This window comes from Mesorhizobium sp. M4A.F.Ca.ET.022.05.2.1, from assembly GCF_003998845.1.
Taxonomy (GTDB): domain Bacteria; phylum Pseudomonadota; class Alphaproteobacteria; order Rhizobiales; family Rhizobiaceae; genus Mesorhizobium.
Window position 1 is genome coordinate 1 of sequence record NZ_RZOJ01000055.1, and the last position, 22961, is coordinate 22961.

The 22961-nt window shown below is 65.1% G+C and carries 25 protein-coding genes; 10 read left to right on the forward strand and 15 right to left on the reverse strand.

The genetic code is table 11. The annotated features are described in order from the left end of the window. Window positions 1-843 (forward strand): threonine/serine dehydratase (locus tag EN745_RS09115; RefSeq protein WP_145991998.1); only part of this gene is annotated, 843 nt, incomplete at its 5' end. Between the two features lie 40 nt (window positions 844-883). On the opposite strand, the gene EN745_RS09120 is transcribed toward EN745_RS09115, so the two are convergent. From EN745_RS09120 to EN745_RS09140, 5 genes are all read right to left on the reverse strand, one after another. After that, window positions 884-1849 (reverse strand): MBL fold metallo-hydrolase, encoded by a 966-nt coding sequence (locus EN745_RS09120; RefSeq protein ID WP_127421077.1) that lies wholly within the window; start codon window positions 1847-1849, stop codon window positions 884-886. Between the two features lie 95 nt (window positions 1850-1944). Further along, window positions 1945-3093 (reverse strand): ABC transporter permease, encoded by a 1149-nt coding sequence (locus tag EN745_RS09125; protein WP_127421078.1) that lies wholly within the window; start codon window positions 3091-3093, stop codon window positions 1945-1947. Continuing rightward, a complete protein-coding gene (locus EN745_RS09130) occupies window positions 3090-4010 on the reverse strand; it encodes an ABC transporter ATP-binding protein (RefSeq protein ID WP_126057266.1) in 921 nt (306 codons plus the stop codon). The genes EN745_RS09125 and EN745_RS09130 overlap by 4 nt, the downstream gene beginning before the upstream one ends. Next, window positions 4007-4960 (reverse strand): HlyD family efflux transporter periplasmic adaptor subunit, encoded by a 954-nt coding sequence (locus tag EN745_RS09135; protein WP_127421079.1) that lies wholly within the window; start codon window positions 4958-4960, stop codon window positions 4007-4009. Before EN745_RS09135 ends, EN745_RS09130 begins: the two co-directional genes overlap by 4 nt. Beyond that, window positions 4957-5706 carry a DUF1956 domain-containing protein gene (locus tag EN745_RS09140; protein ID WP_127421080.1) on the reverse strand — a complete coding sequence of 250 codons (750 nt, stop codon included), beginning with the start codon at window positions 5704-5706 and terminating at the stop codon, window positions 4957-4959. The genes EN745_RS09135 and EN745_RS09140 overlap by 4 nt, the downstream gene beginning before the upstream one ends. A gap of 91 nt (window positions 5707-5797) precedes the next feature. Between EN745_RS09140 and EN745_RS09145 the strand changes: the two genes are divergently transcribed. The 3 genes from EN745_RS09145 to EN745_RS09155 are packed head-to-tail and all read left to right on the forward strand — an operon-like array spanning window position 5798 to window position 8059. Then, on the forward strand, window positions 5798-6271 hold the full coding sequence (locus EN745_RS09145) for a CYTH domain-containing protein (RefSeq protein ID WP_126057263.1): 474 nt from the start codon (window positions 5798-5800) through the stop codon (window positions 6269-6271). Continuing rightward, a complete protein-coding gene (locus EN745_RS09150) occupies window positions 6268-7209 on the forward strand; it encodes a CHAD domain-containing protein (RefSeq protein WP_127421081.1) in 942 nt (313 codons plus the stop codon). Before EN745_RS09145 ends, EN745_RS09150 begins: the two co-directional genes overlap by 4 nt. Window positions 7210-7258: 49 nt before the next feature. After that, on the forward strand, window positions 7259-8059 hold the full coding sequence (locus EN745_RS09155; protein ID WP_126057261.1) for a lipo-like protein: 801 nt from the start codon (window positions 7259-7261) through the stop codon (window positions 8057-8059). A gap of 1 nt (window position 8060) precedes the next feature. Here EN745_RS09155 and EN745_RS09160 read toward each other — a convergent pair whose 3' ends face one another. After that, window positions 8061-8858, reverse strand: coding sequence for a helix-turn-helix transcriptional regulator (locus EN745_RS09160; protein WP_127405727.1), 798 nt, complete (start codon window positions 8856-8858; stop codon window positions 8061-8063). A 114-nt stretch (window positions 8859-8972) separates the two neighbouring features. On the opposite strand from EN745_RS09160, the gene EN745_RS09165 reads away from it, so the two are divergent. Continuing rightward, the gene (locus tag EN745_RS09165; protein WP_127421082.1) at window positions 8973-9830 is read left to right on the forward strand and encodes an ATP/GTP-binding protein; all 858 of its coding nucleotides are present in this window, start codon (window positions 8973-8975) and stop codon (window positions 9828-9830) included. A 44-nt stretch (window positions 9831-9874) separates the two neighbouring features. Here EN745_RS09165 and EN745_RS09170 read toward each other — a convergent pair whose 3' ends face one another. The 5 genes from EN745_RS09170 to EN745_RS37455 form a co-directional block, all read right to left on the reverse strand. After that, a complete protein-coding gene (locus EN745_RS09170; RefSeq protein WP_126057259.1) occupies window positions 9875-11578 on the reverse strand; it encodes a SulP family inorganic anion transporter in 1704 nt (567 codons plus the stop codon). A 129-nt stretch (window positions 11579-11707) separates the two neighbouring features. Beyond that, window positions 11708-11977, reverse strand: coding sequence for a helix-turn-helix transcriptional regulator (locus EN745_RS09175; RefSeq protein ID WP_126057258.1), 270 nt, complete (start codon window positions 11975-11977; stop codon window positions 11708-11710). A 91-nt stretch (window positions 11978-12068) separates the two neighbouring features. Continuing rightward, the gene (locus EN745_RS09180) at window positions 12069-12770 is read right to left on the reverse strand and encodes a phosphatase PAP2 family protein (protein ID WP_126057257.1); all 702 of its coding nucleotides are present in this window, start codon (window positions 12768-12770) and stop codon (window positions 12069-12071) included. Between the two features lie 16 nt (window positions 12771-12786). Then, entirely contained in the window at window positions 12787-13125 is a 339-nt protein-coding gene (locus EN745_RS09185) for a hypothetical protein (protein ID WP_126057256.1), read from the reverse strand. Window positions 13126-13226: 101 nt separating this feature from the next. Then, window positions 13227-13349: a hypothetical protein gene (locus tag EN745_RS37455; protein WP_281034765.1), complete on the reverse strand. Its 123-nt coding sequence runs from the start codon at window positions 13347-13349 to the stop codon at window positions 13227-13229. A 122-nt stretch (window positions 13350-13471) separates the two neighbouring features. Between EN745_RS37455 and EN745_RS09190 the strand changes: the two genes are divergently transcribed. Further along, window positions 13472-15475 (forward strand): PhoX family phosphatase, encoded by a 2004-nt coding sequence (locus EN745_RS09190; protein ID WP_127421083.1) that lies wholly within the window; start codon window positions 13472-13474, stop codon window positions 15473-15475. A gap of 145 nt (window positions 15476-15620) precedes the next feature. Then, window positions 15621-15845 carry a hypothetical protein gene (locus tag EN745_RS09195; RefSeq protein ID WP_127405933.1) on the forward strand — a complete coding sequence of 75 codons (225 nt, stop codon included), beginning with the start codon at window positions 15621-15623 and terminating at the stop codon, window positions 15843-15845. A gap of 129 nt (window positions 15846-15974) precedes the next feature. Here the strand turns inward: EN745_RS09195 and EN745_RS09200 are convergent, their stop codons facing one another. Both EN745_RS09200 and EN745_RS09205 read right to left on the reverse strand, forming a co-directional pair. Further along, window positions 15975-16655, reverse strand: a complete 681-nt coding sequence (locus EN745_RS09200; protein ID WP_127421084.1) for a GNAT family N-acetyltransferase — start codon at window positions 16653-16655, stop codon at window positions 15975-15977. Continuing rightward, window positions 16652-17143: a MarR family transcriptional regulator gene (locus EN745_RS09205; RefSeq protein WP_127421088.1), complete on the reverse strand. Its 492-nt coding sequence runs from the start codon at window positions 17141-17143 to the stop codon at window positions 16652-16654. The genes EN745_RS09200 and EN745_RS09205 overlap by 4 nt, the downstream gene beginning before the upstream one ends. Before the next feature lie 226 nt (window positions 17144-17369). Here EN745_RS09205 and EN745_RS09210 point away from each other — a divergent pair, with 226 nt between their 5' ends. Beyond that, window positions 17370-18407: a phosphatidylglycerol lysyltransferase domain-containing protein gene (locus EN745_RS09210; RefSeq protein WP_127405932.1), complete on the forward strand. Its 1038-nt coding sequence runs from the start codon at window positions 17370-17372 to the stop codon at window positions 18405-18407. Window positions 18408-18421: 14 nt separating this feature from the next. On the opposite strand, the gene EN745_RS09215 is transcribed toward EN745_RS09210, so the two are convergent. Then, complete coding sequence (locus EN745_RS09215; protein WP_127405931.1) at window positions 18422-19183, reverse strand: ABC transporter permease; 762 nt, start codon at window positions 19181-19183, stop codon at window positions 18422-18424. Further along, on the reverse strand, window positions 19180-20106 hold the full coding sequence (locus EN745_RS09220; RefSeq protein ID WP_127421085.1) for an ABC transporter ATP-binding protein: 927 nt from the start codon (window positions 20104-20106) through the stop codon (window positions 19180-19182). Before EN745_RS09220 ends, EN745_RS09215 begins: the two co-directional genes overlap by 4 nt. Before the next feature lie 234 nt (window positions 20107-20340). Here EN745_RS09220 and EN745_RS09225 point away from each other — a divergent pair, with 234 nt between their 5' ends. Further along, window positions 20341-21702 carry a cytochrome ubiquinol oxidase subunit I gene (locus EN745_RS09225; RefSeq protein WP_127421086.1) on the forward strand — a complete coding sequence of 454 codons (1362 nt, stop codon included), beginning with the start codon at window positions 20341-20343 and terminating at the stop codon, window positions 21700-21702. A 4-nt stretch (window positions 21703-21706) separates the two neighbouring features. Continuing rightward, window positions 21707-22711: a cytochrome d ubiquinol oxidase subunit II gene (locus EN745_RS09230; protein ID WP_127421087.1), complete on the forward strand. Its 1005-nt coding sequence runs from the start codon at window positions 21707-21709 to the stop codon at window positions 22709-22711. Window positions 22712-22961 lie beyond the last annotated feature (250 nt).

The window sequence follows — 22961 nt, forward strand, 5'->3', positions numbered from 1 at the left end:
ACGTTGCAGCGCACCGGCTCGTTCAAGTTCCGCGGCGCCTACAACAAACTGTCGTCGCTGAGCGAGGCGGAGCGCGGTCGCGGCGTCGTCGCCTTCTCCTCGGGCAATCACGCGCAGGGCGTCGCCGCTTCCGCCGCGATGTTCGGCGTCAAGGCGGTCATCGCCATGCCGGCCGACGCGCCGGCGATGAAGATCGGCAATGTCCGCAAGATGGGCGCCGAGGTGGTTCCGTTCGACCGCTTTCGCGATGACCGCATGACGGTGGTTCGTCCCTGGCTGGACAAGGGCATGGCGCTGGTTCCGCCCTTCGACGATCCGGCCATCATCGCCGGCCAGGGCACGATCGGCCTCGAGCTGATGGCCCAGGCCAGGGCTCTCGGCGTCAGCCTCGACGCGGTCGTCATTCCCTGTGGCGGCGGCGGCCTGTCGAGCGGCATCTCCGTTGCCGTCAAGGATGCCTCGCCGGACACCGCGGTCTGGGCCGCCGAACCGGAACATTTCGACGACACCCGCCGTTCGCTGGCCAAGGGTGAGAGGGTCGCCAACGAGCCCGGCCACACCTCGATCTGCGACGCCATCCTCACCGCCGAGCCCGGCGCCATCACCTTCGAGATCAACCGCAAAAACCTCGCCGGCGCTGTCGCCGTGTCCGACAAGGCGACGGCGCAGGCGATGCGCGACGCCATGGCCCATCTCAAGCTGGTGGTCGAGCCCGGCGGCTGCGTGGGCCTCGCCGCGCTCTCGTCCGGCGAGATCGATCTCGCCGGCAAATGCGTCGCCGTCGTGCTCTCTGGCGGCAATGTCGATTTCGACACTTATGCGGAGATCATGGCGGCGGCTTAGGGGACTGCGGGCATTGGACGCCTGAGTCGTTCTGGAGCCGTCAAAGCAAAAACGTCTTGCCGACCACGGATGGAGCGACCTTCTCGCCATAGGCGGCCGCAAGCGCGCTTACGGCGCGCCAGCCCGTGCAATGCCCGGGCGATATCAGCTGCAGGTCAAACTCGGCCAGTGCTTCAACCGTCTCCGGGATGATCGGCTCGGTCACCCCCGAGAGGTGGAAGCCGCCGAATGCGCCGTAGAGCGGAATTTCCGGAAACCGTGCCTTGGCGTGGGTCAGGACGTTGATCAGGCCGGCGTGCGAGCAGGCGGTGAAGACGATTTGCCCCTTGCCGGCCACGTTGATTACCACGTAGCGCTCGTCCGGCATCACTTCGTCCAGTTCCCAGCCGCCTGCGGCGGTCTGGCGATACTGGCCGGGAAAGCCGCGTTCGAACCGGGTCACGCGCGGGATTTCGCCGCTGACATAGAACGTCTCGTCAAGAAGCAACTGCTCGTCGCGGGTAACGATGACATCGGCGCCGCTCCCGGACAGGACCTCCACGCTCGGCACCAGTTCCATCGGCCGAAACTGCCCATCGGCGGATTTGGTCGCCCGCAAGGCGAACATGTCGGGATGCATGTAGGTCGGGACGGGCCGCCCGCCATTGGCCATCGTGATCATCTGCAGGGCGCGCGGCATTGCGCCGGCGTGGTCCCAGTGCCCATGCGACAGCATTACCGCCCCAACCTCCCCGAGATCGACGCCGAGCCTGACCGCGTTGCGCTCGAACACCCATTCCTCGGGCCCGGTGTCGAACAGCAGCGTGCGGCTGGCCGATGCCGTCCGGACGGTGATCAGGCAGGAAAGCCCATGCGCGGCGCAGCACAGGCATTTGCCCGACAGCCATGGCATCCCGCGACGGCGAAGGCGGGCGAACTCGGTCTCGACGAAGCCGGGGCTCGACGACAGGCTGTCCGTCGCGTTGTCGACGAGAAAGATGACCTCTGCCGTATCGACGACCCTCATCGGACCAGCTCTGATGATACAGGAACCACCACTCTATCGCATTCGAGCGTCCGGCACAGCCGCGACAAGCGTGCGGAGCCCATGCCTTGCTGGACCTAGTCCAGCGTCCGCCTGAACCGCACCAGCGCCACGCCGGCGAACAGCGCCACGAACAGCACCAGCCAGCCGATCTCGGTCGCCACCGCCGGCAGCTCGGCGCCCTTTAGCATCACCGCGCGGATGATGCGCAGGAAATGCGTCAGCGGCAGGATCTCGCCGAACAGCTGCGCCCAGCCCGGCATGCCGCGATAGGGGAACATGAAGCCCGACAGCATGATCGAGGGCAGGAAGAAGAAGAAGGTCAGCTGCAGCGCCTGCATCTGCGTGCGTGCGATCGTCGAGATGGTGTAGCCGAGCAGCACCAGCGCCAGCACGAAGATCAGCACGGCGGTCAACAGCAGCGAGATCGAGCCGGTGAACGGGATGGAAAACAGAAGCTTCGCCGCCGCCAGCACCACCACCACCTGCACGGCGCCGACCACCAGATAGGGCAGCACCTTGCCCATCATGATCTCGAGCGGGCTGGAGGGCATGGCGAGCAGGTTCTCCATCGTGCCGCGCTCGGTCTCGCGCGTCAGCGCGATCGAGGTCATCATCACCATCGTCATCTGCAGGATGACGCCGAGCAGGCCGGGCACGATGTTGTATTGCGAGATGCCTTCGGGATTGTAGCGCCGGTGCACCACCACTTCGAGCTGGCCCTTGGCGGTTTCCGCCGCCGCCTCCTGCATGCCGCGCGCCCGAAGCAGCGCCTGGTTGGCGACCGTGCCCAGCGTCGAGATGGCGCCGCTCGCCACGGCCGGGTCGGTGGCGTCGGCCTCGATCAGGATCTGCGGACTGTCACCGCGCTCGACGCGGCGGGCGAAATCGGCGGGAATGGTGACGACAAAGGCGACGTCGCCGCGCGACATCAGGAACTCGGCCTCGGCGGCACTTTGCGCGACATGGTCGAAGCGGTAATAGCCGGTGGTCTGCAGCGCCGAGACCATGGCCCGCGTATAGGGATCGCTGCTCGTCGCCACCAGCGCCGCCGGCAGGCTCTTCGGATCGTTGTTGATGGCATAGCCGAACAGTACCAGCTGCATCAGCGGTACGCCCAGCATCATGGCGAAGGTGATGCGGTCGCGCCGCATCTGGATGAACTCCTTGATCAGCAGCGCGCCGAGCCTGGCGAAGGAGAACAGGGCGCTCGTCCTGTTTTTCATCCCATATTGTCCTTCGAGCCGGCCATGAACTGGATGAAGACGTCCTCGAGGCTGGTTTCGCCCGGCGTCACCGTCACGCCCTTGTGCTGCTTTTCGACATCGGCGAGCGCCGCCTTGAGCGCCTGTTTGTCGGAGCCGACGACATGCAGCGTCGCGCCGAACGGCGCCACCTGGTCGACGCCGGCGCGGCCCTGCAGCGCCTCCGCGACCTGGTCGAGACGCGGACCCTGCACCACGAAGGTGGTGAGCCCGGCATTCTTCACCACCTCTTCCACAGTGCCGGTGGCCAGCATCTTGCCGTAGGAGATGTAGCTGATGCGGTGGCAGCGCTCGGCCTCGTCCATATAATGGGTGGAGACCAGCACGGTCAGGCCGCCGCTCGCCAGCCGGTGGATCTCGTCCCAGAATTCTCGCCTTGCCTTGGGATCGACGCCCGCCGTCGGCTCGTCGAGCAGAAGCAGCCTCGGCTTGTGCATGATGCAGGCGGCGAGCGCCAGCCGCTGCTTCCAGCCGCCCGACAGCGTGCCGGCGAGCTGGTTCCGGCGTGTCGTCAGGCCAAGCTCCTCCAGCGTCCGCGCCACATGCTCCTCGACCGGTCTCAGCTGGTAGAGCCGGGCCACGAATTCGAGGTTCTCGCCGATCGTCAGATCCTCGTAGAACGAGAATTTCTGCGTCATGTAGCCGACTTCGCGCTTGATCCTGAGCGCATCGGTGCGGATGTCGAGGCCGAGCACCGTGCCTTCGCCCTCGTCCGGCGTGAGCAGTCCGCACATGATGCGGATGGTCGTCGTCTTGCCCGAGCCGTTCGGCCCCAGGAAGCCGACGATCTCACCCTCGGCCACCGTCATCGTCACGTGGTCGACGACGGTCTTGTTGCCGAAGCGCTTGACCAGGCCATGGACGTCGATGGCGTTCATTTTCCGGCATCCGCCAGGTCGACGTCGACGATCTGCCCGGGCTGCAGCGGGCCGGCATCGCCCTCCGGCCGCGCCTCGACCAGAAACACCAGCTTCTGCCGGTTCTCCAGCGAATAGATCACCGGCGGCGTAAACTCCGGATCCGGCGACACATAGCTGACGCGCGCCCTCAGATCAGGCCCGCAGCCGTCGCAATGGACGCTGAGCAGCGCACCGACCTTGACCGAGGAGAAGGCGCTTTCCGGTACATAGACGCTGACCTTCACGGCGCCGTCCGGCAGTATCGAGATGACAGGCGCCGTCGGGCCGGCGGTGTCGCCCGGATTGCGGATCACGTCGTTGACGCGACCGGGCGAAGGCGCCGTCAGCACGCGCTTGGACAGCCGCCACCGAGCCTGTCCCAGGGCCGATTGCGCCTGCTTGACCTGGTTGTCGGCGGCCTTGATCGTTTCCGGGCGTGCCGGCAGACCGCCGACAGCGAGGTTGGCTTCGGCCTGGCCGACCTGCGCGTTGGCCGTCTCCAGCGCGGCCGACGCCGTATCGTAATCTGCCTGCGTGCCGGTGCCGCGCTTGTAAAGGTCGCTGGCGCGGTCATAGCGGCGCTTGGCGTCGGCGGCCTGAGCCCTGGCCATGTCGACTTGTGCCTTCAGCACGGCGATTTCTTCCGGACGCTTGCCCACTTGCAGGTCGGCGAGCTGCGCCTGCGCCTGCGCCAGCGCTGCCTCAGCCTGAGCCACGGTGATCTTGGCGTCGGCGCTCTCCAGCGTCACCACCGTCGCGCCCGGCGCGACGCGGTCGCCGCGCTTGACCGCGACGGTCTCCACCTGCGCGACCTCGATCGGTGCCAGCAATACATAGTCGCCCTCGACATAGCCTACGGCCAGCGGTGCAGCCGGCGCGCAGGCGCCGAACAGCTGGGCGGCTAGCGGCAGCGAACAGAGAAAGCTCATGATTTGCCCTCCTTGCGGGCGGCCACGGTGCCAGCGGCCGGATTGCGGGCAGCCAGATTGCGGGCGGCAAGCATTGCGCTGAGATTGTCCGAGGCGATCGCCACCACCTTGGCCGCCTCGGCCTCGCCGATCTCGCGCCAGCCCATCCGGCGCATCACCGCCTCGCGGCCGATGCGGAAATAGATCACCTGGCCGATCAGCGTGAAGACGGTGAGCCGGGTGCGCTCGCTCTCGGCCGGTTCGCCCGTGGCCTGCTCCCAGATCATGCAAAGCCTGCGATGCGTCGGCTCGAACACGCCGGCATAGATGCGGTCGAGCGCGGCGGTCGGGTGGGAAAGCTCTCTAAGTACGAATTGTACGATCTCGCCTGCCTGCGGGCTCGCAACGATGAAGGCCACCATCCGCTCCAGCGCCGTGAAAAGCTGCGCCCGTGCCGCTTCCGCGTCCGCCGGCGCTGGCGCTTGCGCGGCGCTGACGGCCTGGTTTCCAAGTGCTTGCCCGGCAATCGTCTGGATGGTGTCGACGATGTAGTCGGCGGCGGCGGCGCGCAGGCCTTCCTTGCCGCCGAAATGATAGGCGATGGAGCCGATATTGGCCTTGGCCTCCGCCGCGATCTCGCGCGTCGAGGTGCCGTCGAAGCCTTGCCGGCCGAACAGCTTCAGCGCCGCGTGCACAAGTGCGGCGCGCGTCTGCTCGGCGGGAGAAGCTTCGCGATGGGGAGGTTTGACGCTCGTTTTCTTGCTCACGGTATTCGTTTAATCAATCGATTGATTAAAGTCAATCCGATTCTCAGCTTCGGCTTGCCATGTCCGTCCGCGCGCGCTTTAGTCCGCGGCCATGGGCAAGGAAGTCGAACGCAAATTCCTGGTCTCCAGCGCCGCCTGGCGTGACCTGGCCGAGGCGGATATCCGCATCCGGCAATTTTACCTTGCCGCCGCCCCCGGCCGCACGGTCCGCGTGCGCATCAGCGACGACACCTCAGCGGAACTGACGCTCAAATTCGGCAGCAAAGCGCGCGAGCGCGACGAGTTCGAATATCCGATCCCACTTGCGGAGGCTGAAGAAATGCAGGCCTTCGCCATCGGACGTGTCATCGAGAAGACACGTCACCATGTTAGGCACCGCGGCTATCTCTACGAAGTCGATGTCTTCGGCGGGATGCTGGCGGGGCTGGTGGTCGCCGAGCTCGAGACGCCGGAAGACGTGCCGGACGAAATGCTGCCTGATTGGCTCGGCCGTGAAATCACAGGCGAGTCGAGGTTCTACAACGCGTCGCTCGCCCTTGGGGGGATTCCGGAGATCGCCGCATGAGTTTTCGCATCGATCCGCGCCTGCCGCTGACCGGCGAGGTCAGGCGCATCCTGACTGACGAGGTCGGCAAGGCGCTCGCCCATCTCGAGATGGCGCGTGAGAAGCCCGAGCAGGGGCTGCATAAATGCCGCAAGCGGTTGAAGAGCGTGCGTGCATTGCTGCGCCTGGTTCGTTCCGGTGACGAACCGTTCTGCCAGACCGAAAACGAGTGCTACAAGCAGGTATCGGCGCTGCTTGCCGGGCCGCGCGAGGCGACCGCCCTGATCGAAACCATCGACCGCCTGGCAGCAAGCTTCCCGGAGCAGAGCGCCGGCGGCGGCCTCGATGCCGTCCGCGACCGGCTGGTTATGCGCCAGCATGAGTTGCATGCCGGCGCAGGTCTCGATGCCGCGATCAGTGCCGCGGCTGCCGCTTGCCGGGAGGGCCTCGGCCATATCGACAGGCTCTCCCTGCCCGACCAGCCCGAGCAGGCGGCCGACATTCTCGCCGAGGGCGCCCGCGCCACCTTGCGGCGGGCGCGCAAAGCGCTGGACAAGGCTGGGTCCCGCGGCGAGGCGGATGATTTCCACGACCTGCGCAAGGCGGCCAAGACCCACAGCATGCACCTGTCGCTGCTCGGCCGGCTGTGGCCGACACCGATCAAGGCCCGCCGCAAGGCGGTCGATGCTCTGGGTGAACGGCTGGGCGAACTCCACGATGTCTTCGTCATGCGCGCCCTGCTCGATGCCGAAGCCGAGCCGCTCGGACCGCCAGAGGATACAAAGCTTCTCGGCAAGCTCCTGAAGCGCTCGGAAAAGAGCCTGCGCAAGTCAAGCCTCGCCGAGGCGGCCGAACTGTTCGGCGACAGCCCCAAACGGTCGACCAGGAAACTTGCCCGCAAGGCCCGCGATGACCTCGCCGGAGCAGCCCAGGAAGATCTGGCGGCCGCCGCCGGCTAACGGGCGCTGCTGGCGTCCCCCCGCCGGCCCATGCTAATCACGCTCTACCATGACCGCGCCGGCCGAAACCCTTCTCGACCGCCTTGGCCGCTGGCTTGCCAGCCGGCTGCAGGATGAGTCCTCGGGCTATGAGCCCTACACACCGTCCGATGCCGAAACGCTGCGCCGCGCGCTGGAACCGGGCGACATCCTGCTCATTGAGGGCAACCAGAAGATCTCGGCGGTCATTAAATACCTGACCCAGTCGACATGGTCGCATGCTGCCTTCTATGTCGGCGATGCCTTGCCCGCGCCTGAAGACGGTTCGGAGCGGCCGCGCCTGATCGAGGTCACGCTCGGCGAGGGTTGTGTCGCCGTGCCGCTGTCGCGCTACCGCACCTACAACACCCGCATCTGCCGGGCGAGCGGCCTGACGCCCGAAGACCGCGACCATGTCGTGGCCTTCATGATCGGCAAGCTCGGCCTGAAATACGATCTCAAGAATATCTTCGATATGCTGCGATTTTTCTTTCCAACGCCGCCGGTGCCGGTGCGCTGGCGCCGCCGCATGCTAGCGTTCGGGTCCGGCGATCCGACGCGGGCGATCTGCTCGACGCTGATCGCCGAGGCCTATGGCCAGATACGCTATCCGATCCTGCCCGAGATCACCCGCGCGCCCGGCCGCGCCTCGGCGCAATCGAGCTACATGCGCCGCGAGATCTTGCACATCCGCCACCACTCGCTCTACACGCCGCGCGATTTCGACCTGTCGCCCTTCTTCCGCATCGTCAAGCCGACGCTGGAATATGGCTTCGACTACCGGGCGGTGACCTGGGACGACAAGGCGGCCGAGGCCAAGGCCGCGGAATAAATTAGGCGGGCTGGCGTGGTTTGCCGGCAACGGGCCGGCCGCTCGGCCTCGCGCCGCCATCGCGTGCATGCGGCCCGATCGGCATGATCGCCGGAAACGGCGTCGCCCCGAAGGCGAACGTCCATTTGTAGCCGATGAGCTGTTCCTCCGGTGTCGTGTGCTGGTCGTGATGGGCAAGCAGTTTTGCGCGCTCCGCCAGCTCTTCCGCCTCGCGCCGCACCATCTCCGCCGTCTCAGGCCGCATCCGCCGCGAGAAGCTGACGAAACTCGCCTCGCGCTCCAGATGGGTGATCGCCCAGCCGATGAAATTCTTGTTGGTCGTCTCGAATAGCGGCCTCAGCGGCCCGTCGAAATTCCACTGGATCGGCGTCTCGACCAGCAGCCGCGCCGAAAGCCCGCGGCCGATCTCGACAAGGCCGAGCTCTTCCAGGTCGCGCAGATAGAGGAACATAGAGGCCTCGCTCAACCCTTGAGAACGCATGATGCCCTGGGGTGTGAACTTCTCCGAGAGCATGATGAAGACGAACAGCAGCGCCGGCCGTGCAGAAAGTTTGCGCTCGATCTCCGGCGCGACATGGTTGGCGGGCCCCGGCCCCCTGTTCATCGATCCCAGCACGTTCTCCAGCTCGACCTCGGCGGCGGCGCAGATCTCGACCAGGCGGTCGAGCTTGCAGTTCTTCTCATGGAAGACACGCTTCACCGTCGGCTCGGAAACACCCATGCGCTCGGCCAGCATGCGATAGGTCAGGCCCTTCGCCCTCAGCGTGCGTTTCAGCGCCTCGAAGATCGGAGCGTTCATGGAATGCACCTCGCCAGCGCGAATTCGTATCGATTTGTGATACTAGCTGGAAGAGGCCTTCCGGAAAAGTATCAAAAACCCTAGCTCTTCGCCGTCATCACAGGAGACCAGGCCATGAAGACCCTCATCGCTTCGACCATCTTCGCTATCGCCGGCATTGCGCTGACTTCAGTCGCCGAGGCCGGCGAAATCTGGCGCGCCACCGGCTTCGAGCAGCCGGAATCGGCGCTCTTCGATGCCGCCAACAAGCGCATCATCGTCTCCAACATCGTCGGCAATCCCGGCGCGGCCGACGGCAATGGCTACCTTTCGGTGCTATCGCTCGACGGCAAGGTCGTCACGCGGCATTGGACCGACGGCATGGACGCGCCCAAGGGCATGGCGATTTCCGGCGGCAAGCTCTATGTCGCCGACATCACCAGGGTCCGCGTCGTCGATCTCTCCAGCGGCAAGCTGATCACAAGCATCGACGTGCCGGACGCCGTCTTCCTCAACGACATGACGGCCGACAGCGCGGGCAAGGTCTATGTCAGCGACATGCTGGCCGACGCGATTTACCGCATCGACAGCGACACACCGAAACTGTTCGTCAAGGACGCCGCGCTTGCCTCGCCCAACGGCGTCTTCGCCGACGGCGGCAGGCTGATCGTCGCGTCCTGGGGCAAGGGCATCAAACCTGACTTCAGCACCGCCGAACCCGGCGGCCTGCTTGCGGTCGACCTCGCCACCAGGACGGTTTCGCAATTACCCGGCGCGGAAAAGTTCGCCGACCTCGACGGCGTCGTCGCCATCGGCGACAGCATCTACGCCACCGCCTACATGACCGGCACGCTCTACCGCTATCACGGCGGTGGCAAGCCTGAGGTGGTCGCCACCTTCAAGCCGGGCAGCGCCGACATCGGCGCCGATGGCAAAACCATCTTCGTGCCGCTGATGAACGAGGGCGAGGTCGCCGCGCTCAGCCTCGATTGAAGCCGTCGGGCGGTCGGCTCGCGTTGAGGCCGCCCGCTCAGCGATCAGGCGGCGGGCGCCTTGAGCTGCGCCTGCGCATCGCGGATCGAGGCGGCGTAGGTGACCAGCGGCCGCTTGACGCCGTGGTTGATCAGCATGCGCCGCGTCTGCGGCGCAGCGCCGGCGATGATAAAGCGCACGCCGGCGCGCTTGGCCTTGTGCGCCGCGCCCTCGATGACGTTGGCCGCGGTGGAATCGAAGAACGGCACCGCCGAACAGTCGAGGATGAAGTTCTTCCTCTGGTCGGCGATGCGGTCGAGCACGGCGCCGACGGTCGAAGCGGCGCCGAAGAAGAAGGCGCCCGAAATGCGGTAGACGACAGTGTCGGCATCGCTCGCCTCGCTGGAATCATAGGCGGTGGCGCGGTCGGCGACGTCCTCCGGCACCAGCGGCTGGTCGGCCTCGACGGCGATCGATTTGGCCATGCGATCGATGAACAGGATCGAGCCCAGCGCGAAGCCGACGACGATGCCTTCGGTGAGGTCGCGGAAGATGACGATCAGGAACGTCGCCATCAGCACCAGCGCATCGCCTGACGAGCTTCTGAGCAGCGTGGCGAAGGCCTGTTTCTCGAACATGTTCCAGCACACCACCGCCAGCACGCCGGCAAGGGCGGCGAGCGGGATGTAGCTGGCGAGCGGGGCCGCCACCAGCATCAACGCCAAGAGCATCGCCGAATGCAACATGCCCGAGACCGGACCGTGCGCGCCGGCCCGCACGTTGGTGGCGGTGCGGGCGATCGTGCCGGTGGCGCAGATTCCGCCGAACAGGGCCGACGCGATGTTGGCGAAACCTTGCGCCACCAATTCGCAGTTGGAGCGGTGGCGGCGGCCGGTCATGCCGTCGGCGACCACGGCAGACAGCAGCGATTCGATCGCGCCGAGCAGGGCAAAGGCGATCGCGTCCGGCAGCACGTCGACCATCCTGTCGAGACTGAGCGGCGGCAGGGCCGGCCATTGCAGGCTTCGCGGGATGCCGCCAAAGCGCGTGCCGATCGTTTCGGCCGGCAGTGAAAACAGCGCCACGACGAGTGAGGCCAGCCCGATGGCGACCAGCATCGCCGGCCATTTCGGCCGCCAGCGCTTGAGGAGGACGATGGTCGCGATGGTAAGCACCGCCACGAAGGTCGCGGCCGGGTTGATCGTGCCGGCCGCCTCGCTGAGCGCCATCAGCTTCGGCACCAGCGGCCCCGGCTCCTTGCCGGCGAGCTTCAGCCCGAACAGCTCGGTGATCTGGCCGGAGAAGATGATGACGGCAATCCCCGCGGTGAAGCCGACGGTCACCGGATACGGGATGAACTTGATATAGGTGCCGAGCCTGAGGTAGCCGATGGCGAGCAGGAAGACGCCGGCCATAATCGTCGCCAGCAGCAGACCGTCGACGCCCACACGCGCCACCGTCGCCGCCACCAGCACGATGAAGGCGCCCGCCGGCCCGCCGATCTGGAAGCGGCTGCCGCCGAGCGCCGAAATGATGAAGCCGCCGACGATCGAGGTGTAGAGGCCGCGCTCTGGTGTGACGCCGGATGCGATCGCGATCGCCATCGACAGTGGCAGCGCCACGATGGCGACCGTCAGCCCGGCAACGGCGTCGGCCCTGAAATGCGCCAGCGTGTAGCCCTCGCGCAGCACCGTCACCAGCTTCGGTGTGAACAGTTCGGCAAATGTCGGCCGTGCCGGTTGATGGGTTGCCCGCCTGGTTTGATCCATGGACTGCCTTCCACTCCTGAAAGGCGGCGGGATCGTCGGCAGGGATGTCGGCGGTCGCCGTCGCGACTTTAGAGCGACGCGCGTCCAAATCGGACGCACAAGATATGCTCTAACACTTTACGTGCCGGCTCAGCCTTGCGGGTTCTGCGGTGCGGCCGGCTTGAGGCGCACGCCCCTGCCGCCGCGCTCGCTGGCCTGGTTCTCGCCGATCAGCTCCACCCCGGACCCGTCGAGGGCCTGGATGACCTTCATCAGCGTGTCGACCACACCCCTGACGACACCGTCGCTCGCCTCCATGCGCTGGATGGTCGGAAGCGAAACCCCGGCGCGCTCGGCCAGCGTCTTCTGATCGATGCCGGCCAGCGCCCTCGCGGCGCGCATCTGCTGGGCGGTGATCATCGGCCAGAACCCTTGTCTGAGTCTGCAGTATCAATGGATAATATAAGGATCATGATGTTTCAAGCATCATTTAGCATGGATGAAACATGGGTCACTCACTGTCCGCCACCGCATGGCGCCGCTGCAGGAAGCGCGCCACCAGCCAGCAGAGCATGGCCCAGGCGAAACCGGCACACCAGCCGGCGAGCACGTCGGACGGCCAGTGGACGCCGAGATAGACGCGGCTGGCGCCGACCAGCAATGTCGTCAGTATGGCAAGGCCGAGGACAAAGATCTTCGTCGTGCGTCCCGGCAGGAAGCGGGCCGCCATGCTGCCTAGGGTGAGGTAGGTCACCGCCGAAAGCATGGCGTGACCACTCGGAAAGGACAGCGAGGTCTCGTTGACGAGATGCGAAACAAGATCCGGTCGTGGCCGGTCGACTTCGAACTTGAGCAGGCTCGACAGCACTTGCCCGCCCGCCACGGCCACGAACATCAGCAGCGCGGTTGCCGGCCGGCGGATGAGCAGTAGATAGATGATGACCGCTGTCGTCACCAGCACCAAAACGCTGGTGCCGCCAAGGCTGGTAATGTCGCGCACCGCCCCTTCCAGCCAGGCCGGGCCGATCGGACTATCCGGCTGGCCCGGATGGCGAAAGGCGAGCAGGATCTCGGTGTCGAAAGCATGCGGCGTGGTCGCGTGCGCCACCTCCATCAGCTCCTCCAAGCCCCACAGACCGCCGGCGATCACCAGTCCGGCCAGTAGAACCGGGAACTCGATCTTGTTGAGCAGGGCGGTTGCGAAGGACCTCATCAGCTTGGCCGTCCGACTACAGCCGCTGCATATAGGGCCCGAGGGTGATCAGCGCCACGGCGGCGATCGCCAGCACGATGCCGGTGGCCTGCAGCGCGTTGACCCTCTCGCCGAAAAAGGCAAGCGCAACCACGTTCACCGACACCAGTTGGATCACCGCCGAAAGGCTGAACGACACCGACATGCCGAACTCACGGATCAGCCTCAGCATGATCAGGTTGCCGATCGAATAGAGCGCCAGCGTCAGCACGATCTTGCCGAGGCTTGGCGCCAGCCCCCATTGCTTGGCCGCAGTCGCCGCGAGCAGAAAGATCACGGTCGACACACCAAGCTGCACCAGTCCCCAGAAACTCACTTTTCATCCCCTCCTGTAGCGGCCGTCGCCGCGCGTGCCGCAGTCCTTGTTTCCCAAGCGCGCGAGGCCGTCAAGCAGACCGCGTCGGACCGGTGTCCCGCTCAGACATGATCGAAGCCGGATGTCGCAAGATACGTCCCGGCAACATGGTTGGTGCTGGCCGGCGCGATATTTTGACGATCATGCGGGAGCGACGAATGACGGCCGAAGCCGGCCGTATCCATGGTCGCGCTCATGAGCCGGCAAATAGATTGCCGAAATCGCGACTTCTGTCACGAAAATGTGATCCTGCGGCTATACGGGTCGGAAGCTCACATGCTCCAGCCAAGAAGCCAGAGGAAAGCTCATGACCGACCACCGCTCCCCTGACACCGGTTTCCGCACCAGCCTGCTCGAGGAGAATGACGGTCCGGCCGTCAATCCTACCGACAACCGCACCATGGGCGAGATCATCGCCGCGCGTTTCTCGCGCCGTGGCTTCCTGAAGGGCTCGCTGGCCGTTTCGGCCATCGCCGCCACGGTCAGCCCGCTGGCGCTCGTCGCCGCCGACGATGCCCGCGCCGCAGAAGCCTCGGCTTTCAAGTTCGACGAGCTCGAGGCCGGCATCGACGACAAGCACCATGTCGCACCGGGTTACGACGCCGATGTGCTCTTGCGCTGGGGCGACCCGCTGTTTGCCGACTCGCCGGATTTCGACCCGGTAAAGCAGTCGGCCGAGGCCCAGGCAAAACAGTTCGGCTACAACAACGACTATATCGGCTATATCCCGATCGACGGCTCGGCCGAGCATGGTCTGCTGGTGGTCAACCACGAATACACCAACCCGCATCTGATGTTCCCCGGCATCGTCAAGATCGTCGACAAGGACGGCAAGAAGGCCGCAGAGACAGCGCCTCTCAGCAAGGAGCAGGTCGATGTCGAGATGGCGGCGCATGGCGGCACCATCGTCGAGATCCGCAAGGACGGGGGCAAATGGCAGGTGGTGCGCGACGGCAAGCTCAACCGGCGGATCACCTCCAAAACCGAGATGGCGCTGTCGGGTCCGGCCGCCGGCCATGATCGCCTCAAGACCAACGCCGATCCTTCCGGCACCAAGGTCGTCGGCACCTTCAACAATTGCGCCGGCGGCGTCACCCCATGGGGCACCTATGTCATGGCCGAGGAGAACATCCATGGCTATTTCACCGGCGAGCTGCCGGAAGGCCACAAGGAAGCGGCCAACTACAAGCGTCTCGGCATCCCGGAAGGCGCCTATGAATGGGGCGCGCATTACGACCGCTTCGACCTTGCCAAGGAGCCGAACGAGCCCAACCGCTTCGGCTGGATCGTCGAGGTCGACGTCAATGATCCGAATTCGGTGCCGCGCAAGCGCACGGCCATGGGCCGCTTCAAGCATGAGGGCGCGGAATCGATCGTCGCCAAGGACGGCCGCGTCGTCTTCTATCTCGGCGACGACGAGCGTTTCGACTATGTCTATAAATTTGTCACCACGGGCAAATTCAATCCCAACGACCTCGCGGCCAACAAGGACCTGCTCGACGACGGCACGCTGCATGTCGCCAAATTCGCCGAGGATGGCACCGTCGAATGGATGCCGATCGTGTTCGGCCAGGGGCCGCTCACCGCTGAGAATGGCTTTACCGGCCAGGCCGACGTGCTGATCGAGACGCGCCGCGCCGCCGACCTGCTCGGCGCCACCAAGATGGACCGTCCCGAGGACATCCAGCCGAACGGCGCCAACGGCAAGGTCTATGTCATGCTGACCAACAATTCCAAGCGCAAGCCCGAACAGGTCGACGCCGCCAATCCGCGCGCGGCGAACGCCTTCGGGCATATCATCGAGATCGTCGAGGACGGCGGCGACTTCACTGCCGCCAAGGGTAAGTGGGAAGTGATGCTGAAATGCGGCGATCCTTCGGTGGCCGACGTCGGCGCCACCTTCTCGACCGCGACCACCGCCAATGGCTGGTTCGGCATGCCGGACAATTGCGCCGTCGATTCGGCCGGCCGCTTGTGGGTCGCCACCGACGGCCAGGGCCCGAAGGCCACCGGCCGTACCGACGGCCTGTGGGCGGTCGACACCGAGGGCGCCGCGCGGGCGACCTCAAAGCTGTTCTTCCGCGTGCCGATCGGCGCCGAGATGTGCGGCCCGCTGTTCGCGCCGGACGATCAGACCGCCTTCGTCGCCGTCCAGCATCCGGGCGACGGCGGCGAGGATTGGGAAGCCTTCGGCCGCCCCTCCTACTATGAGGACCTGTCGACCCGCTGGCCCGACTTCAAGCCCGACATGCCGACGCGGCCTTCAGTGGTCGCGATCACCAAACAGGGCGGCGGCAAGATCGCGGTCTGACACACGGCAGTCCGCAGAGACTGCACAAGCGCTGGAGGGATCTCGGCACCCCGAGATCCCTCCTTTCCATTTCAGGTGTCGGTCAAGCTTCGGGAAAGATTGGCAATTTATGCGTGGCGCCCTAGGTCCTTGTAAGGAGACCGCCATGCCAAAGTCTGTTTATGACCGTGGCCTGCTCAGGCCTGCCGACATCGCCAGGCTGCAGCGCGTCTTTGACGAGGCCTGCCAGCGGCGCCAAGCGCATCCCGATTCCGCCGAAGCGCGGGAAATCGCCCTGACCCTGCTTGCCCTGCACAATGCCGGCATGGTCGAAGAGGACATGCTGATGGAAGCCGTCGGTTTCCGGCGGCTTGAGCCAAGGTCGGCCTAGAGCAATTCCAGGAAAAGTGTGAGCGGTTTTCCGTTCGGAATTGCGTCAAAACAAAGAGATAGAGCAGTTCGCCGTTTCCGTGAAACGGTGAAACGTTCTAGGTCCGCGACAATGGCCGCGCGCGTGGCCCTATTCGGCGTGCTGAAGCACCGCCATGTTCATCATGCTTCTCAACCGGAAGCCGATGGACTCGTAAAGTCCTATGGCCGCGACATTGCTGGCATAAGCGTGGAGATAGGGGATTTCGCCCCGCGTCATGATCCGGTTTGCCACGAACAGGGACAGCAGCCTCCCCAGACCGCCGCCGCGGAAATCGGGATGCGAGCACACACCGCTGACCTCGGTGTAGCCGGGCTGCTTCATGCGCTCGCCTGCCATCGCGACGAGCCTGCCTTCGATCTTCACGCCCCAGAAAGCGCCGAGCCTCAAGGCCTCCAGCGTGAATGGGCCGGGCCTGGTGAGCGCTGCCAGGGCGAGCATCTCGGCGGCATCGTCCTGCGTCAGCCTTTGTATGCGCTCGTCCGACACGGCCTGCACCGGCTGCTCGGCAATCATCTGGACCAGGGACGCGGTTGAAATCGCACAGAGCGCCGCGGGCAGGACGATTGCGTCCGCCTGGACCACGAAGGACCTTTCGCGTGGTGGAATAAGCTTGGCCAGCGCCTCAAGGCTTTCCTTGTCGTCCACGGCCGTCGCGGAGAACGGAACGATTGACGGCATGTATCGCCTGGCGAGGTTGTCGCCTTGCGCGAAGGCCTGATGCCGCGTCGCGAGAGCGCTCCAGATGGGACGGTCGAGCACGTGTTTCATGGCACGGCGCCTTCGGCTTCCTTGATGCGACGATGCAGCGGCGCTGCGTCGAGGCCGTCCTCGATGGCGGCCAGTTGCTCGAGCAGTGGCCCCGATAGATCGGCGCACAGATCCTGGACGGCGCCCTCGATGCGCGGCCAGACCTCGCGCTTCGCGATGTCTACCAGCCGACGGCCGTTTCGGCTGAGGGAGACGATCCTGCGGCGCTGATCGTCGCTCGACGGGCTGGTTTCGACCAGCCCCAACGCTGCGAGTTGCGCTACGCTTCGCGTGACGCCCGGCTGCGCCACCCCCAGCGACTGCGCCAGCTCGCCGACCGGCAAGGGTCCTAGCCGGTCGAGCGCTGCCAGCAGCGGATATTGGCTCGACGGGACCCGGACCTCCAGGCGGTCGAGCACGCGCTGCGTGTCCGCCTGCAGTTGCTCGCCGATGCGCTTCAGCCTGCTGCCAAGGCACAGGAAGCCGAGGGAACGTATGATGTCTTCCATGGCCATCCGTCCACGACAAATGATAACAAGATATATAACACTGCATGGAAAGTCAAAAGCCACCGCGGCGAAGATGCTCATTCGACCGAGATTTCCCCTTCTGTCGGCGACGGTTGCATCCTATATGGCGGTTGCGCGATATGATCGGTAGTCAGTCGCGCCAAGCGACTGATTCGAGGCCCGTGGGCTGGCGGGTCTCTTTTTTCGGCATGCGAAAGCCCGGCCAATGCCCTCCCTGCGCATCTACATCGACAGCCTTCTCGAAGGCGCCGCGCCCAAGGTCCCGCGGCGCGAGCTGTCGCATCTGGAGCGCCTGGAGCTGGTGCGCCGGCATGGCGACTTCTCGCTCGCCTATTCCACCGCCGTGCAGCAGAAACTTTCCTATTTCAGCGACGGCGATGGCTACATCGCCTTCGGCACCAAGATGAAGCACCATTTCGCGCTCGGCGATCCGGTGGTGCATCCGTCTGACCGCCTCGGCTATATCAGGCGCTTCGTCGAGGCCGCCGGCGGTCCCTGGTTCGTGCAGATCGGCGCCGAAACCGCGCGGGTGCTGGCCGGGCTCGGCTATCAGGTCAACCGCCTGGGCATCGATACCAGGCTCGTCCTGCCCGCGCATGATTTCTCCGGCAAGCGCAACGAGACGGTACGCTATTCCGAACGCTGGCTTTCGAAGAAGGGCTATTCCTTCGCGGAGGACAGGCGCAACATCTTCCTCGACGAGATCGCCCGGCTGTCGGAGAACTGGCGCGGCGAACGTATCGTCAAGCGCTGGGAGATGGGCTTCCTCAACCGGCCCTTCGCCGACCATCTCGGCACCGACATGCGCCGTTTCGTGCTGCATGGGCCGGATGGCGAGCTGGTCGCCCTGCTCGATTTCGATCCGCTGTTCAGCGACGGCAAGGTCATCGGCTACACCACCGCCTTCAAGCGCAAGCACATCGACGCCACGCCGCACGCCGAGATCGGCCTGACCAAGTTCGCCGTCGATCGTTTTCGCGAGGAAGGCATCTCCGTCGTCACGCTGGGTCTGTCGCCGCTGGTCGACATCGAAGCCAGCGGCTTTGCCGAATCGAGCTTCTGGCGCAGCACCTTCCAGCGCGCCTACGGCTCCGCCTGGGTCAATCGCTCCAAGTTCAATTTGCAGGGCCAGGCGGCCTTCAAACGCCGTTTCCACGGCCAGGAACAGCCGACCTATGTCGCCTTCCGCAAGGGGACTTTGGTCGAGATGCTCGGTCTGCTGCGGCTGGTGAAAGCCATCTGACCCCGATCGGCCGATTAGTTCCTCAACCGATAGCCGGTGCGGAAGATCCAGGCCACGATCGCGATGCAGACGGCCAAAAACACCACAGTCATGCCGAGGCTGATGCCAACCGAGACATCCGACTTGCCGTAAAAGCTCCAGCGGAACCCGCTGATCAGGTAGACGACCGGGTTGAACAGCGTCACCGTGCGCCAAATGCCGGGCAGCATGTTGATCGAATAGAAGCTGCCGCCGAGGAAAGTCAGCGGCGTGATGATCAAGAGCGGCACCAGCTGCAACTGCTCGAAGCTTTTCGCCCAGATGCCGATGATGAAGCCGAACAGGCTGAAAGTCACCGCCGTCAGCACCAGGAAGGCGATCATCCAGAACGGATGCTCGATATGGAGCGGCACGAACAGCGAAGCGGTGGCCAGGATGATCAGGCCGAGGATGATGGACTTGGTCGCCGCACCCCCGACATAGGCCAGCACGATCTCCAGGTAGGAAACCGGCGCCGAGAGCAGCTCGTAGATCGAACCGACGAATTTCGGGAAGTAGATGGCGAAGGAGGCGTTCGAGATCGACTGGGTCAGCAGCGACAGCATGATCAGCCCCGGCACGATGAAGGCGCCGTAGCTGATGCCGTCGATCTCGGTGATGCGCGAGCCGATGGCTGAGCCGAAGACGACGAAATAGAGCGAGGTCGACAGCACCGGCGAGATGATGCTCTGCAGCACGGTGCGCAGCGCGCGCGCCATCTCCACCCGGTAGATCGCCCATACCGCACGAAGGTTCATGGCTCTTGCCTCAACAGATTGACGAAGATCTCCTCCAGCGAGCTGTTCTCCGTCTCGATGTCGCGGAACTGAATGCCGGCCGCCTCGATGTCGCGGATCAGCGAGGCGACGCCCGGCCGGTCGCTCTGGTTGTCGTAGGTGTAGGTCAATTGTTCGCCGTCGGGCGACAGTTCCAGCGCGTAGCGCGAGAAGCTCTCCGGTATCGCGCCGAGCGGACTGCGCAGCTCCAGCAGCAGCCGCTTGCGGCCGAGCTTGCGCATCAGCTCGGCCTTGTCGTCGACCAGCACGATCTCGCCGCGGTTGATGACGCCGACGCGGTCGGCCATCGCCTCGGCTTCCTCGATGTAATGCGTTGTGAGGATGATGGTCACGCCGTCCTCGCGCAGCCGGCGCACCATCGCCCACATGTCCTGGCGCAGTTCGACGTCGACGCCGGCCGTTGGCTCGTCGAGGAACAGCACGCGCGGCTCGTGTGAAAGCGCCTTGGCGATCATCAGCCGGCGCTTCATGCCGCCTGACAGCGTGATCGCCTTGGCGTCCTTCTTCTCCCACAGCGAAAGGTCGCGCAGCACCTTCTCGACAAAGGCATGGTTGGCCGGCCTGCCGAACAGGCCGCGGCTGTAGTTGACCGTCGCCCAGACGGTCTCGAAGGCGTCGATGGTCAGTTCCTGCGGCACCAGCCCGATCAGGCTGCGTGCGGCGCGGTAGTCGCGCGCAATGTCGTGGCCGTCGACCATGACCGTGCCGGAAGAGCGGTTGACGATGCCGCAGACGATCGAGATCAGCGTCGTCTTGCCGGCACCATTCGGCCCGAGCAGCGCGAAGATCTCGCCGCGCTCGATGTCGAGGTTGATTTCCTTCAAGGCCTTGAAACCGGTGGCGTAGGTCTTGGTCACCCCGGCAATCGAGATAATGGATGGCATGGCTGAAAACGGCTGCTTGAAAGGCGGTTGTGGATTTTTATTGCGCTGAATGTCGGTGCCCGCGGCGGGAAGTCAATGCCGCTCCTGACAATTCTGGACAATCATTCCCCGATCGGGCGCTGACGCTTTCGCCCGAACTGCTGCGACAACGCGCCCCGCGTGGCGCCACGCCGCTTTGACCGGACCGCGTCAGCGCCCTATTCTGTGAGCCATAAGCAGCAGCCGGAGCCCGCCATGGACCCGCTCATCCTGTCGCGCATCCAGTTCGGCGCGAATATTTCGTTCCATATCCTGTTTCCGGCAATCACCATTGCACTTGGCTGGGTGCTGCTGTTCTTCAAGCTGCGTTACAACAGGACCGGCGATTCCGCCTGGATGCGCGCCTATTTCACCTGGGTGAAGGTGTTCGCTTTGTCCTTCGCCATGGGCGTGGTGTCGGGCGTCACCATGAGCTTCCAGTTCGGCACCAACTGGCCGGGCTACATGGAGACAGTCGGCAACATCGCCGGCCCGCTGCTGGCCTATGAGATCCTCACCGCCTTCTTCCTCGAGGCGGCCTTCCTCGGCATCATGCTGTTCGGCTTTCGCCGCGTGTCCAACCGCATCCACACGCTGGCCACCGTGCTGGTCGCCGGCGGCACCACGGTTTCCGCCTTCTGGATCATCGCGCTCAATTCCTGGATGCAGACGCCGGCCGGCTTCGAGATGCGCGACGGCAAGGCCCATGCCGTCGACTGGTGGGCGATCGTCTTCAACCCGTCGATGCCTTACCGGCTCGTCCACATGCTGCTCGCCTCGGGGCTGACGGTATCCTTCCTCATCGCCGGCCTGTCGGCGCTGCGCTATCTCACCGGCGACCGCTCGGAATCGATGTGGAAGGCGCTGCGCACCGGCGTCTTCACCGCCGCCATCCTGATCCCGGTCCAGATCTTCGCCGGCGACCAGCACGGCCTGAACACGCTCGAGCACCAGCCGCAGAAGATCGCCGCCATGGAGGCCAACTGGAACACCGGCCCCAACGTGCCGCTGGTGCTCGTTGCCTGGCCCGACGAGGCGGCCAGGGAAAACAAATTCGAGATCGCCATCCCCGACGGCGCCAGCGTCGTGCTGAGGCACAGCACCAGCGGCGTCGTGCCGGGGCTGAACGACTATCCCGGCAACCACCCGCCGGTCTTCCCGGTGTTCTGGGGTTTTCGCATCATGGTCGGCACCGGCATCCTGATGCTGATCGTCTCCTGGTCGGCGGCCTTCTTCCTCAAGCGCCGCCACAGCCTGCCGAAGCCGCTGGCGCTGCTGATGGTGCCGATGACGATCTCCGGCTGGGTGGCGACGCTGGCCGGCTGGTACACCACCGAGATCGGCCGCCAGCCCTGGCTGGTGACCGGCGTCCTGAAGACCGCCGATGCCGTCGGCCCGGTCGCCGGCAGCCATGTCGCGCTGACGCTTGCCGTCTATCTCGTCCTCTACGTGATTTTGCTGATCGCCTATCTCGGCGTGCTGGTGCACCTGGCGCTGAAGGCGGCCAAGGATGGCGACGCCTCGCCGCTGCCGGGCGTCATGAACGCGGCCATGTCGCAGCCGGCCGCTGGGGAGTGAACCGATGAGCTTCGACTGGCCAACCGCGCTCCCGCTGATCTTCGCCGGCCTGATGGGCCTCGCCATCCTGATCTACGTCATCCTCGACGGCTTCGACCTCGGCATCGGCATCCTGTTCGCCGCCGCCGATGACCACGAGCAGGACACGATGATCGCGGCCATCGGCCCGTTCTGGGACGCCAACGAGACCTGGCTGGTGCTGGCCGTCGGCCTGCTGCTCGTCGCCTTCCCGCTGGCGCACGGCACCATCCTCAGCGCGCTCTACATCCCGGTCTTCGTGCTCCTGGTCGGCCTGATCCTGCGTGGCGTCGCCTTCGATTTCCGCGCCAAGGTGCCGGCCGGCAGCAAGCATCGCTGGAACCGCATCTTCTTCCTCGGCTCGGCCGTCGCCTCGCTGGCGCAGGGCTACATGCTGGGCGTCTATGTGCTCGGCCTCGATGTCGGCCTTGGCGGCATTGCCTTCGGCGCGCTGGTGGCGCTCTGCCTGTCGGCCGCCTATGCGGCGATGGGCTCGGCCTGGCTTATCTACAAGACCGAGGGCGAGTTGCAGCGCAAGGCGGTGCGCTGGCTGCGTACCGCGCTGGTGCTGGCGGCGCTCGGCATGGTCGCGGTGTCGCTCGCCACGCCCTTCGCCAGTCCGCGCATCTTCGACAAATGGTTCCTCTTTCCGGAGATACTCTATCTCTCGCCGCTGCCCATCCTCTCGGCACTCTTGTTCCTGTGGCTGTGGCGGCAGACCTTCCACCTGCCGAAGCCGGCCGACCGCCATGCGCTGACGCCGTTCCTGACGCTCGCCGCCATCTTCGCGCTCGGCTTCGCCGGCCTCGCCTGGTCGTTCTACCCGTTCGTCGTGCCCGACAAGCTGACCATCTGGCAGGCGGCGTCAGCGCCGGAAAGCCTGATCGTGATCCTCGTCGGCGTCGTCGTGGTGCTGCCGATCATCATCTTCTATTCGTTCTATGCCTACCGGGTGTTCGGCGGCAAGGCGACGGATCTGACTTACGATTGAGAGCGTCTTTCTCCCCGTCACTATACGGGGAGAAATGCCCGGCAGGGCAATGAGGGGCAGCGCAAACCTGTCAAGCAGAGCCGGTGGCCCATCCCTTCAAATGTTGGCGCCGCCCCTCATCCGCCTGCCGGTGTCCAGCCGATAGATGGGTAACAGTTTGAACCGGATACATAGGTAACAGTTCTCCCCCTATTTGTCCGCTGCAGCGCCAAGCGGATTGGTTAGCGCGGCGCTGCAGCGGACAAGCGTC